The sequence below is a fragment of the Pseudomonas sp. JV241A genome, assembly GCF_900275665.1.
In the GTDB taxonomy this organism is placed as follows: Bacteria; Pseudomonadota; Gammaproteobacteria; order Pseudomonadales; family Pseudomonadaceae; genus Aquipseudomonas; species Aquipseudomonas wadenswilerensis.
The window spans coordinates 1-12,487 of the sequence record NZ_OPYO01000026.1; the positions used below are offsets into that span (position 1 = coordinate 1).

General features: G+C 60.5%; 12 protein-coding genes. 5 read left to right on the plus strand and 7 right to left on the minus strand.

Features of this window, described 5'->3' with window-relative positions; translation table 11 throughout:
- Nucleotides 1-410: 410 nt before the first annotated feature.
- From argR to acs, 6 genes are all read right to left on the minus strand, one after another.
- Entirely contained in the window at nucleotides 411-1,391 is a 981-nt protein-coding gene (gene argR / locus JV241A_RS17295) for a transcriptional regulator ArgR (protein ID WP_134063690.1), read from the minus strand.
- Nucleotides 1,392-1,489: 98 nt separating this feature from the next.
- Nucleotides 1,490-2,254 carry an ATP-binding cassette domain-containing protein gene (locus tag JV241A_RS17300; RefSeq protein ID WP_010226650.1) on the minus strand — a complete coding sequence of 255 codons (765 nt, stop codon included), beginning with the start codon at nucleotides 2,252-2,254 and terminating at the stop codon, nucleotides 1,490-1,492.
- Between the two features lie 66 nt (nucleotides 2,255-2,320).
- Nucleotides 2,321-3,019 carry an ABC transporter permease gene (locus tag JV241A_RS17305; protein WP_038996454.1) on the minus strand — a complete coding sequence of 233 codons (699 nt, stop codon included), beginning with the start codon at nucleotides 3,017-3,019 and terminating at the stop codon, nucleotides 2,321-2,323.
- Nucleotides 3,016-3,705, minus strand: a complete 690-nt coding sequence (locus JV241A_RS17310; protein WP_010226646.1) for an ABC transporter permease — start codon at nucleotides 3,703-3,705, stop codon at nucleotides 3,016-3,018. The genes JV241A_RS17305 and JV241A_RS17310 overlap by 4 nt, the downstream gene beginning before the upstream one ends.
- 90 nt (nucleotides 3,706-3,795) lie before the next feature.
- The gene (locus JV241A_RS17315; protein ID WP_115088138.1) at nucleotides 3,796-4,578 is read right to left on the minus strand and encodes an ABC transporter substrate-binding protein; all 783 of its coding nucleotides are present in this window, start codon (nucleotides 4,576-4,578) and stop codon (nucleotides 3,796-3,798) included.
- Between the two features lie 576 nt (nucleotides 4,579-5,154).
- Nucleotides 5,155-7,116, minus strand: a complete 1,962-nt coding sequence (gene acs, locus JV241A_RS17320) for an acetate--CoA ligase (protein ID WP_038996456.1) — start codon at nucleotides 7,114-7,116, stop codon at nucleotides 5,155-5,157.
- 404 nt (nucleotides 7,117-7,520) lie between these two features.
- Here acs and JV241A_RS17325 point away from each other — a divergent pair, with 404 nt between their 5' ends.
- Nucleotides 7,521-7,781 (plus strand): DUF2790 domain-containing protein, encoded by a 261-nt coding sequence (locus JV241A_RS17325; protein ID WP_115088139.1) that lies wholly within the window; start codon nucleotides 7,521-7,523, stop codon nucleotides 7,779-7,781.
- Between the two features lie 125 nt (nucleotides 7,782-7,906).
- Here the strand turns inward: JV241A_RS17325 and JV241A_RS17330 are convergent, their stop codons facing one another.
- Entirely contained in the window at nucleotides 7,907-9,463 is a 1,557-nt protein-coding gene (locus JV241A_RS17330) for a sigma-54-dependent transcriptional regulator (protein ID WP_134063692.1), read from the minus strand.
- 281 nt (nucleotides 9,464-9,744) lie between these two features.
- Here JV241A_RS17330 and phhA point away from each other — a divergent pair, with 281 nt between their 5' ends.
- The 4 genes from phhA (at nucleotide 9,745) to JV241A_RS27830 (ending at nucleotide 12,483) form a co-directional block, all read left to right on the plus strand.
- Nucleotides 9,745-10,533: a phenylalanine 4-monooxygenase gene (gene phhA / locus JV241A_RS17335; protein ID WP_134063694.1), complete on the plus strand. Its 789-nt coding sequence runs from the start codon at nucleotides 9,745-9,747 to the stop codon at nucleotides 10,531-10,533.
- 41 nt (nucleotides 10,534-10,574) lie between these two features.
- Entirely contained in the window at nucleotides 10,575-10,931 is a 357-nt protein-coding gene (locus JV241A_RS17340; protein WP_036994257.1) for a 4a-hydroxytetrahydrobiopterin dehydratase, read from the plus strand.
- Nucleotides 10,931-12,124, plus strand: coding sequence for an amino acid aminotransferase (locus JV241A_RS17345; RefSeq protein ID WP_134063696.1), 1,194 nt, complete (start codon nucleotides 10,931-10,933; stop codon nucleotides 12,122-12,124). The genes JV241A_RS17340 and JV241A_RS17345 overlap by 1 nt, the downstream gene beginning before the upstream one ends.
- Before the next feature lie 230 nt (nucleotides 12,125-12,354).
- Nucleotides 12,355-12,483: a hypothetical protein gene (locus JV241A_RS27830; RefSeq protein WP_258578902.1), complete on the plus strand. Its 129-nt coding sequence runs from the start codon at nucleotides 12,355-12,357 to the stop codon at nucleotides 12,481-12,483.
- Nucleotides 12,484-12,487: the final 4 nt, after the last annotated feature.

Here is a 12,487-nt window from a genome sequence, read left to right on the forward strand (position 1 = left end):
CTCGTAGCCGCCTGTCGCTTCGATCAGCACTCGACTGATATTGAAGTCCTTCAGACGCTCAAGCAACACCTCGAAGCCTGCGGAGTTGTTGGCCACTTCGAAGCGGATTTTCTGAGGCTTGATGCAGATTTCCAAAGTGGCTTTGGCAGTGTCGATTCCAACAGAAGACAACATGGCTGAACCCTCTTACACTCAGTTGTGAGAGCGCTCTGGCTTGGCCCACGCTTGTGATTCGAGAGGCGCTCAATCAACTGTTCGGGCTCGGGCCAGAGTGGAGAGGTGAATGGCAGCTTTGCTCCCACACGTGCTTTAAGCACTACCGGCGTACAGCTTGCCATTCACCGCTCTCACTTCTGATTCTATTCCTACCTCAAGACACAAGCCGGCGTTGCCGGCGATAGCATCGGCTATCAGCCGCGCTCCGCGGGCACCGACGACAGTTCGAACGGGCTGCTGCTACGTCGCTGGTTACGATCTTCGCGCGGCGTTGCGCCAAAGAAGTTGCGGTAGGCGCTGGAGAAATGCGGCCCGGAAGAAAACCCGCAGGACAGCCCGATCTGGATGATCGACTTGCTGGTCTGCATCAGCATCTGCCGCGCCTTGTTCAGGCGCAGTTCCAGGTAGTACTGGCTCGGCACGCGATTGAGGTACTGCTTGAAGATCCGCTCCAGTTGGCGGCGCGATACACACACATGCTGGGCGATCTCGTCGGTGGTCAGCGGCTCTTCGATGTTGGCTTCCATCAGCAGCACGGCCTGGGTCAGCTTCGGATGGCTGGAGCCGAGACGGTTTTGCAGCGGAATGCGCTGGCGCTCGCCGCCTTCGCGAATTCGCTCGACCACCAGCTCTTCAGACACCGCACCGGCAAGCTCGGCACCATGATCGCGAGCCAGCACCGCCAGCAGCAGGTCGATTACCGACATGCCGCCGCACGCCGTCAAACGGTCGCGATCCCAATCGAACAAGTGGCTGGTGGCAATGACCTTGGGGAAGCGTTCGGCGAAATCATCCTGCCAGCGCCAGTGCACCGCAGCCCGATAACCATCGAGCAGGCCCAACTGCGCCAACGGGTAAACCCCCGCCGACAGGCCGCCGACCACGCAACCGGCACGTACCAGCTGCTTGAGTGCGCTGGCCAGGCTCGACGCCACGGCCTGGGGCGGCTCGTCAGCCAGCAAAAACAGCTTCTGGCAACCTTCGAGCTTGCCGGCCCATGGCTCGCCCGGCAAGCGCCAGGCGCCTTCGCCAGGTGCTTCGGCCTGCAGGAACGACAGCTCGTAGACCACTTCCGGATGGACCCTCTGGGCAACCCGCAACACCTCTTCGGCCAGCGCCAGGGTCAGGGCTTTGGTGCTGGGCCAGATGAGAAAACCGATTCGCTGGGTGGTCATGGGGTGCGGTCCGAAACCTGAGAAAGGTCAAGAAGTTAGAGCCTGGTCAGGCTGCGCTTGCGACGCAGCATGACCCATTTTGGTGCAGGACGGCAAACTTACTTCAGGCTGCCCGAGAGGAACTGCTGCAGACGCTCCGATTGCGGGTTGACCAGCACTTCGCGCGGGTTGCCGCTCTCTTCCACCAGCCCCTTGTGCAGGAACACCAGCTGGTTCGACACCTCGCGGGCAAAGCCCATTTCGTGGGTGACCACGACCATGGTCCGGCCTTCCTGGGCCAGCGACTGCATGACCTTGAGCACATCACCGACCAGTTCCGGGTCGAGCGCCGAGGTCGGCTCGTCGAACAGCATCACTTCCGGCTCCATGGCCAGCGCCCGGGCAATTGCCACGCGCTGCTGCTCACCACCGGACATATGCCCAGGATAGGCGTCCTTGCGGTGGGCGACACCGACTTTGGCCAGGTAGTGCTCGGCTTTTTCCAGGGCGTCTTTTTTCGACATGCCCAGCACGTGCACCGGCGCTTCGATGATGTTTTCCAGCGCGGTCATGTGCGACCACAGGTTGAAGTGCTGGAACACCATCGACAGGCGCGAACGCATGCGCTGCAGCTGCTTGGGATCGGCGGCCTTGAGCGCGCCGTCCTTGTTGGCCACCAGCTTGAGTTCTTCGTTGTTGAGCAGGATCTTGCCCGCGTGCGGCTGCTCAAGCAGGTTGATGCAGCGCAGGAAAGTACTTTTGCCCGAACCGCTGGAGCCGATGATGCTGATCACGTCGCCTGCCTTGGCCGCCAGGGACACGCCCTTGAGCACTTCGTGACTGCCGTAGCGTTTATGCAGATCTTGGACTTCGAGTTTGTACATGCTGTCGATTCTCACAAAGCAGTCAGTCTTGAGCTAACGCTCAGGGCGAAAAAGTGGGCGCAGGCCTCAGTGCTTGCGCGGCGCCAGGTAGCCGAGCCAGCGACGCTCGGCCAGCTTGAACAGGCGCACCAGAATGAAGGTCAGGCACAGGTAGAACACGCCAGCCGTGATATAGGCCTCGAACGGCAGGTAGTACTGGGCGTTGACCGTGCGCGCTGCACCGGTGATGTCGATCAGGGTCACGATCGACGCCAGGCTGGTGGTCTGCAGCATCATGATCACTTCGTTGCTGTACTGCGGCAGCGCCCGGCGCAGGGCCGACGGCAAGAGAATGCGGCGGTACATCTTGACCCGCGACATGCCCATGGCCTTGGCCGCCTCGATCTCGCCGTGCGGCGTGGCCTTGAGGCTGCCGGCGATGATTTCGGCGGTATAGGCGCTGGTGTTGATGGCAAAGGCCAGGCAGGCACAGAAGGTCGCACTGGACAGCCACGGCCAGAGAAAGCTTTCACGTACCGCTTCGAACTGGGCCAGGCCGTAGTAGATCAGGAACAGCTGCACCAGCATCGGTGTGCCACGGATCACGTAGGTGTAGAGCCAGGCGCTCATGTTCACCAGCGGCTGCTTGGAAACGCGCATAAGGCCCAGCGGGATGGCCGCCAGCAAACCGAACAGCAGCGACAGCGCCAGCAGCTTGAGGGTGGTCAGCAGGCCGTTCAGGTACAGCGGCAGCGCTTCCCAGATGACGTTGTAGTCGAAAATCATAGATCAGCCGCCTTTACGCCTACCGAGTAGCGCTTCTCGAGGTAACGCAGGGCCAGCAGCGAAACACTGGTGATCACCAGGTACAGCGCCGCTACCGCCAGGAAGAAGGTGAAAGGCTCGCGAGTGGCATCGGCCGCCTGCTTGGCCTTGAACATCATGTCCTGCAGGCCGACCACCGAAATCAGTGCGGTAGCCTTGGTCAGGACCAGCCAGTTGTTGGTGAAGCCAGGAATCGCCAGGCGAATCATCTGCGGCACCAGCACCCGGAAGAAAATCTGCAGGTTGCTCATGCCATAGGCCATGCCGGCTTCGGCCTGCCCCTTGGGAATGGCCATGAACGCACCACGGAAGGTTTCCGACAGATAGGCACCAAAGATGAAACCGAGGGTGCCGATACCCGCCATCAGCGGATTGAGGTCGATATAGTCGTCAAAGCCCAGCAACGGCGCGACGCGATTGAGCAGATCCTGGCCGCCGTAGAAGATCAGCAGGATCAGTACCAGATCGGGAATCCCGCGGATCACGGTGGAATACAGATCGCCGAGCCAGGCCAGCCAGCGCACTGGCGACAAACGCAGCGCCACACCGATCAGACCGAGCACGATGGCCAGGGCCATGGACGACAAGGCGAGCTGTAGCGTCAGCCACGCTCCGTCGAGGATGACTGCCCCGTAGCCTTTCAACATGATGAGGTCCTCGACCTTAGGGATGAAAAAATGGTGCAAACCTCAGAGTCTCTGCTGCTTGCACCATTGAACAGGTGAAACGTCGACGATTTACTTGGCTTCTGGGCCGTAGATGTCGAAGTTGAAGTACTTGTCCTGAATCTGCTTGTACTTGCCGTTGGCACGGATGCCGGCGATGGCCGCGTTGATTTTGTCTTTCAGCGCGTCGCCTTTGCGTACAGCGATACCAATGCCGTCACCGAAGTACTTGGCGTCGGTGAACGATGGGCCAACGAAGGCGAAGCCTTTACCGGCGTCAGTCTTCAGGAAACCGTCTTCCAACAGCGTAGCATCGGCGACGGTGCCATCCAGACGGCCAGCGGCGACGTCCAGGTAGATTTCATTCTGGGTGCCGTAAGGAACGATGGTGGCGCCTTGCGCACCCAGCACTTCCTTGGCAAAGCGGTCGTGGATCGAGCCACGCTGCACGCCGATCTTCTTGCCCTTCAGTTCAGTCAGGCCTTCGCTGACGGCAGTACCTTCCTTCATCACCAGGCGCGCCGGGGTCAGGTAGTACTTGCCGGTGAAGTCCACGGACTTCTTGCGGTCTTCGGTGATCGACATGGAGGACAGGATGGCGTCGATTTTGCGCACCTTGAGTGCCGGGATCAGGCCGTCGAATTCCTGCTCGACCCACACGCACTTGACCTTCATCTCTTCGCACAGGGCGTTGCCGATGTCGTAGTCGAAGCCGACGATGCTGCCGTCCGGCGCCTTCGATGCAAACGGTGGGTAGGCGGCTTCGATCCCGATTTTCAACGGTTTCTCATCAGCCAGCGCTGCCAGGGAAAACACGGACAGCGCCAGGGCGCCAAGCAGTGCGAGTTTCTTCATCTGGAACTCCATCGGTAAAGGGCAATACAAGGCAGGGTTGAGGACTGCCCGATATGCGAATGGGTACAACGCGAGCTGCGCAGGGTCGGCATTGAAGTAGACGCGGCGAGCGAGTGATCGGCATTTTAACGACAGCTCCGAAGCCGATATTTCTTCAATGCGACAACTAGTTACAGAAGCGCAGGAACACGGGGCCGGAGATATTGACAGCTTTCACGGAATATGCAAAAGCAAAAGACAAATAACCAATCAAAGAAGCAATAAGCGGGCCTATTATTGGCAAAGCCTTCTAATCCGGCAAGCGTAGCGTTTCAGCAGGTCGCAAAGCCGCGAAAAAATGCTCCGAAAAGGCACTTGGGCGTTTCGCTTTGCCCCGCTTTTGTGCGAAAGCGGTGACAGAAGGGTTACCGATGATTGTCGAAGTAACAGAATGCACAAAGCCCCGCCGGCAGATGCCGGACGGGGCATTTGAGTAACACATGAGGGCCTCATCGCTGGCAAGCCAGCTCCCACAGTGGAAACATCACCCTGTGGGAGCCGGACTTGCCGGCGATAGGCTGCGAAGCAGTTTCAGACTCAGGCCGAAGCCTTGCTCATGTCCTTGTGGGTATCGATCAGGTGCTGCACCACACCCGGATCCGCCAGGGTCGAGATATCACCCAGGCCGTCGTACTCGGCCGTGGCGATCTTGCGCAGGATGCGGCGCATGATCTTGCCCGAGCGGGTTTTCGGCAGCCCCGGCGCCCACTGGATGACATCCGGCGAGGCAATCGGACCGATCTCCTTGCGCACCCAGTTCTTCAGCTCCAGGCGCAGTTGCTCGGTCGGTTCGACGCCACCGTTGAGGGTGACGTAGACATAGATACCCTGCCCCTTGATGTCATGCGGCACGCCAACCACTGCGGCCTCGGCGACTTTCGGGTGGGCGACCATGGCGCTTTCGATCTCGGCGGTGCCCATGCGGTGGCCGGAGACGTTGAGCACGTCGTCGACGCGGCCGGTGATCCAGTAGTAGCCGTCTTCGTCGCGACGGGCACCGTCACCGGTGAAGTACATGCCGCGGAAGGTCTTGAAGTAGGTGTCGACGAAGCGGTCATGATCGCCATACAGCGAACGCGACTGGCCCGGCCAGGAATCGAGTATCACCAGGTTGCCTTCGGCAGCGCCTTCGATCAGGTTGCCGAGGTTGTCCACCAGTGCCGGTACCACGCCAAAGAACGGACGGGTCGCCGAGCCCGGCTTGAGCGCGGTAGCGCCCGGCAGCGGGCTGATCAGCACGCCGCCGGTCTCGGTCTGCCACCAGGTATCGACGATCGGGCAACGCTCCTTGCCGACGGTGTGGTAGTACCAGTTCCAGGCTTCCGGGTTGATCGGCTCGCCCACCGAACCCAGCAGACGCAGGCTGGAGCCGTCGGCACCGGCAACCGCGGCCTGACCTTCGGCCATCATCGCGCGAATGGCGGTCGGCGCGGTGTAGAGGATGTTGACCTTGTGCTTGTCGATGATCTTCGACACGCGGGTAATGTCCGGATAGTTCGGCACGCCCTCGAACAACACGGTGGTCGCACCGTTGGCCAGCGGGCCGTAGACGATGTAGCTGTGGCCGGTGACCCAGCCGACGTCGGCGGTGCACCAGTAGACTTCGCCCGGACGGTAGTCGAACACCCGCTCGTGGGTCAGTGCGGCATACACCATGTAGCCGCCAGTGGTGTGCAGCACGCCCTTGGGCTTGCCGGTGGAACCGGAGGTGTAGAGGATGAACAGCGCTTCTTCGGCACCCATTTCCTTCGGCGCGCAGTGGCTGGAAGCAACCTTCATCAAGTCTTCGTACCAGATGTCGCGGTGCTGGTGCCAGGCGATGTCGCCACCGGTGCGCTTGCAGACGATAATCTTCTGCACGCTGCTGGTTTCCGGGTTGGTCAGGGCCAGGTCGACATTGGCTTTCAGCGCAGTGCGGCGACCGCCACGCAGGCCTTCGTCGGCGGTGATGACGATCTTCGACTTGCAGTCGATGATGCGCCCGGCCAGCGCCTCAGGCGAGAAGCCGCCGAATACCACCGAGTGGATCGCACCGATACGGGCGCAGGCCAGCATGGCGACCACGGCCTCGGGGATCATCGGCATATAGATGGTGACCACGTCACCCCGGTGCACATCCTGGCCGCGCAGGGCGTTGGCGAACTTGCACACTTGCTCGTGCAGTTCACGGTAGGTGATGTTGCGGTGTTCGGAAGGGTCGTCGCCTTCCCAGATGATCGCGATTTGATCGCCGCGCTCGGCCAGATGACGGTCCAGGCAGTTGTAGGAAACGTTCAGAGTGCCGTCAGCAAACCATTTGATGTCGACATGGTGGTCGTCAAAGGAGGTCTGCTTGACCTTGGTGAAAGGCTTGATCCAGTCGAGGCGTTGAGCCTGCTCGCGCCAGAAGCCGTCCGGGTTGATCACCGACTGCTGGTACATGGCCTTGTAGGTCGCCTCGTCGGTCAACGTGTTGGCCGCAACCTCGGGACGAACGGGATACAGGGGAGCCGCACTCATCTTTGTTACCTCGGTGTAATAGTTGTTTTTGTATGACCTCGTTGTAACTGTACCAGACTGCGCCGGCCATTCGACGTTGGTAGTAACGCCCTCGTCTTTTCTCCCTGCAACCAGCGACGAAGGCTCAAGGCCGGGCCTGCACGGTGGAAAAATAAAAAAATCCGGCAGCCTGCCAGGCGATTGTTACAGTTTCTGCCAACAGTGTTTATCAAAACCGTGGCTGTTTAAGCCCAGGCCGCACTCCTAGAATTCACCTCGCCAGCAACGGCACCACGATTAACTTTCTTGTAGCCCCCCACGAAGGGAAGTTAATCGGCAAATAATCGTGATAGTTGATGATGTTGTACACGCGGCGCCACAAGCGCTGCGTGCCCCCTTACGACCTTAGACAGGTAAAAATGAAGATGAAAGCTTTACTGGTATTGGCACTGGGTAGTCTTTGCAGCGTGGCCATGGCCGAGGAAGTTGCAAATGGCGGCGCCGAGCAGATTCCGGTTGAACAGTACAGTTACTCGCAGCACCTGGACATCGCCAAGGTTATTTCCATGAGCGAAGTCCCGAATGTCTGCGAAGTGGTCCCGGCGCGCATGACCTACGAAGACTCCCAGGGCAAGCGCCACATTCTCGAGTACCGGGTGATGGGTAACGGTTGCTCGAACGGTTGATCCAACGGATTGACCGCCTGCAGCGCCTCGGTTGTTAACGAACGAGGCGCGCTGCACTCATTTACCGTCATGCCTGCAACTAACAACCTGCCTCTATTACCCATGCTTTATTAACGACGGATTAATTAATCCGACTTGCCAACACCATGTTCACGCAACTTGTTGGCAATTGTTGTATGGGAAACACCCAAGCGTTTACCCAGTGCACGGCTGCTGGGAAATTCGCTCATCAATCGTTCCAGCACTGCCTTCTCGAAACGCCCGACAATTTGCCCCAGGTCGCCCTCAAGGGAAAACTCGCCCAGCGGTTGCCGGCCACCGTAGTCCGGCAAGCGGATATGCTCGCTCTTGACCACCCCGCCGTCGCACAACGAAACCGCCTGGAACAACACGTTCTCCAGTTGCCGCACGTTGCCCGGCCAGTGGTACTGGCTCAGGCGCTCCATTGCTGCAGGTGCAAGCTTGGGCAGTGGGCAACCGATCTGCCGGCTGGCCTGGTCGAGAAAGTGTTCGACCAGCGGCGGCAGGCCGTCCAGGCATTCGCGCAACGGCGGAATGTGCAGCGACAGCACGTTAAGGCGGTGGTAGAGGTCCTGACGGAACTCGCCACGGGCGCACAACTCGGACAGATCGACCTGGGTTGCGCAGATCACCCGCACATCCAGGTACACCTCTTCATCGCTGCCTACACGACGGAAACAGCCGTCCTGCAGGAAGCGCAGCAGTTTCACCTGCAAGCGCGGACTCATCTCACCGACGCCATCCAGGAACAGGGTGCCGCCCGCCGTCAGCTCCAGCAGCCCAAGCTTGCCCTCTGCCCGCGCGCCTTCAAACGCCCCTGGGCCGTAACCGAACAATTCGGTCTCGGCCATGGACTCGGGCAAACCGGCACAGTTGAGCGCCATCAGCGGCGCCTGGCCACGAGGGCTGGCCAGGTGACAGGCACGGGCCAGCAGCTCTTTGCCGGTGCCGGTTTCACCTTCGATCAGCAGCGGTGCATCCAGCGGCGCCATGCGCCGCGCCTCGCGCACCACCGCCGCCATGACCCGCGAGCTCTGGAAGATACTGTCGAAACCGCGCAACTCCTGCTTGCGCACGTTATAGATGCGTTCGCCGATGCGGTCAGCGCGGTGCAGGGTCAATACCGCGCCGGCCAGGGCCTCGCTGTCGTCATGCTCGGACTGCAGCGGCGCGATATCGGCGAGGAACACATCGCCCTTGACCTTGACCCGCAGGCCATTGATCCGCGACTTGTTGGCGCGCACCAGCTCCGGCAGGTCGAAATCCTCGGCATAACGCGACAGCGGAATGCCCGGCACCTCGTCGACCCGCACCCCGAGCAATTGCGCCGCCGCACGGTTGGCGGCAACGATGGAGCCACCCATATCGATCGACAGCACCGGGAAATCCAGGGCGCCGAGCAGGGCATTGAGCTCCATGTGCCGGCGCTCACTGGGCATCAAGCCTACGCGCTTGACGCCGAAAACCCCGGCAATCGATTCGAATTTGGGCCGCAGGGCCTGGAACTGCAGGTTGATCAGGTTCGGGCAGTGCAGGTAGATGGCATTGCCATGCTCGCCACCGACCTCGCCGCGGGCGACGTTGATGCCGTACTCGACCAGCAGGTTGAGAATGTCGCGCAGGATGCCGATGCGGTTTTGGCAATGCACTTTAATACGCATGAAATGTCCTACAAGAAGGTCTGGTACGCGGCACGTCGGGCATTTTTTTACAGCGACCGAAGAATAGTCGTAAAGATTATGTGACAGATAGCTGAGGTTTCAAGGGTTAAAGCCCCCGTTTTTTCTGGATGCTGGCTATTTCGTAAAGTTATCGTTACAAAATCCAGGCCGAAATCATCTCAAATCCGCCGCCAGGCCGCTGCAAACAGCACAATTGAGGGTTATCACTAGGGGCAATGGCTTGATCACATAACAAGAATGGCCCTCAGCAGGAGAGCAGTATGAAACAGACGCAATACGTGGCTCGCGAGCCCGATGCGCAGGGTTTTATCGACTACCCGCAGCAGGAACATGCGGTGTGGAACACCCTGATTACCCGTCAATTGAAGGTGATCGAAGGCCGCGCGTGCCAGGAATACCTGGACGGCATCGAACAGCTGGGCCTGCCTCACGACCGTATCCCGCAGCTGGGCGAAATCAACAAAGTGTTGGGCGCCACCACCGGTTGGCAAGTTGCCCGCGTACCCGCACTGATCCCCTTCCAGACCTTTTTCGAACTGCTGGCCAGCAAACGCTTTCCGGTGGCGACCTTCATTCGCACCGAAGAAGAGCTCGATTACTTGCAGGAACCGGACATTTTCCACGAGATCTTCGGCCACTGCCCATTGCTGACCAACCCGTGGTTCGCCGAATTCACCCACACCTATGGCAAGCTCGGCCTGCAGGCCACCAAGGAAGAGCGCGTGTACCTCGCCCGCCTCTACTGGATGACCATCGAGTTTGGCCTGGTCGACACCCCGCAGGGCCGCAAGATCTACGGCGGCGGCATCCTGTCTTCGCCCAAAGAGACCGTCTACAGCCTGTCCGACGAGCCCGAGCACCAGGTTTTCGACCCGATGGAAGCGATGCGCACGCCGTATCGCATCGATATCCTGCAACCGCTGTACTTCGCCCTGCCCAACCTCAAGCGCCTGTTCGACCTGGCCCACGAAGACATCATGGGCATGGTTCACACGGCGATGAAGATGGGCCTGCACGCACCGAAATTTCCACCCAAGGTCGCCGCCTGAGCGACCTTGCAAACCAATAACAAACACTTGCGGAAAACCTTATGAACGCCTTGAACCAAGCCCACTGCGAAGCCTGCCGTGCCGATGCTCCACAGGTCAGCGACGAAGAACTGCCGGTACTGATCAAGCAGATCCCGGATTGGAACATCGAAGTCCGTGACGGCATCATGCAGCTGGAAAAAGTCTTCCTGTTCAAAAACTTCAAGCATGCCCTGGCCTTCACCAACGCCGTTGGCGAAATCTCCGAAGCCGAAGGTCATCACCCAGGCCTGCTGACCGAATGGGGCAAGGTCACCGTGACCTGGTGGAGCCACTCGATCAAGGGCCTGCACCGTAACGACTTCATCATGGCCGCGCGTACCGACGAGGTCGCCAGCACCGCCGAAGGCCGCAAGTAATGCACTTCGGCGCCATCGGGCGCGTACCCGGCGATCCGATCCTCGGGCTGATGGAGGCATATGCCAAGGACAGCAACCCGAACAAGTTCGACCTCGGTGTCGGCGTGTTCAAGGATGCCCAGGGCCTGACGCCGATTCCGGCCGCGGTCAAGCAGGCCGAACAGCGCCTGCTTGAGCAGCAGGCCAGCAAGAGCTACGTCGGCGGTCATGGCGATGCGGCCTTTGGCCGGCTGATCGGCGAACTGGTCCTGGGCAGTGATTCGTCGCTGCTCAGCAACCAGCGCGCCGGCGCTACCCAGACCCCGGGCGGTACCGGTGCCCTGCGCCTGGCAGCGGAGTTCATCGAGCACTGCCTGCCTGGCCGCGGTATCTGGCTGAGCGACCCGACCTGGCCGATCCACGAAACCATCTTCGCCGGCGCCGGCCTCAAGGTCAGCCACTATCCCTACGTCGGTGCGGACAACCGCCTGAATGTCGCCGGGATGCTCGCTGCCCTGGAAGCCGCGCCAACAGGCGATGTGGTATTGCTGCACGCCTGCTGCCATAACCCGACCGGTTTCGACCTGAGCCAGGATGACTGGCGTGCCGTGCTGGACGTGGTGCGCCGTCGCGAGTTGCTGCCGCTGATCGACTTTGCCTACCAGGGCTTTGGCGATGGCCTGGAAGAAGACGCCTGGGCGGTACGGCTGTTCGCCGCCGAACTGCCCGAGCTGCTGATTACCAGCTCTTGCTCGAAGAACTTCGGCCTCTATCGTGACCGCACCGGCGCCCTGCTGGTGTGCAGCCATGATGCCGAAAAGCTGGTGGATGTGCGCAGCCAGCTGGCCTTGCTGGCGCGCAACCTGTGGTCGACGCCACCGGACCATGGCGCGGCGGTAGTGGCGCAGATTCTTGGCGACGCCAACCTCAAGCGCCTGTGGGTCGAAGAAGTCGAGGCCATGCGCCAGCGCATCGCCGAGCTGCGCGTCGGGCTGGTCGAGGCCCTGGCACCCCATGGCCTGAGCGAACGCTTCGCGCACATTGCCGAACAACGCGGGATGTTCTCCTACACCGGCTTGTCGCCGGAGCAGGTCAAGCAACTGCGTGAGCGCCACAGCGTGTACATGGTCGGCACTGGCCGGGCGAACATCGCCGGCGCCGATGCGGCACGCCTTGAAGCACTGGCTGCCGCCATCGCCGACGTCTGTCGTTAAAAGCATCGCCGGCAAGGCCGGCTCCCACACGGGATCTGCATATACCAAACCCTGTGGGAGCTGGCCTTGCCAGCGATGGGCTGCGAAGCAGCCCCGAAGATCCCCCGCTCTTCAACACCAATCAGCAGGAAAATTCATACTGTCATTCAGACTCCTGTATCCTGCACGGGCTTTCACAAGCCCATGCGCGCCTTGCGCAGCCTTTCCACACACTTGCGAGGAACGACGAGATGCATGAAATCCCGAATCTTCCCTTCCCAAGCCTGAACCCAGAAGAGCAGACTCCTGCCACTCACAGCGCCGAACCAGCCCAGGCTGACTACGACGGCGACGAAACTTCCAGCGCCGACCAGGAATAATCGC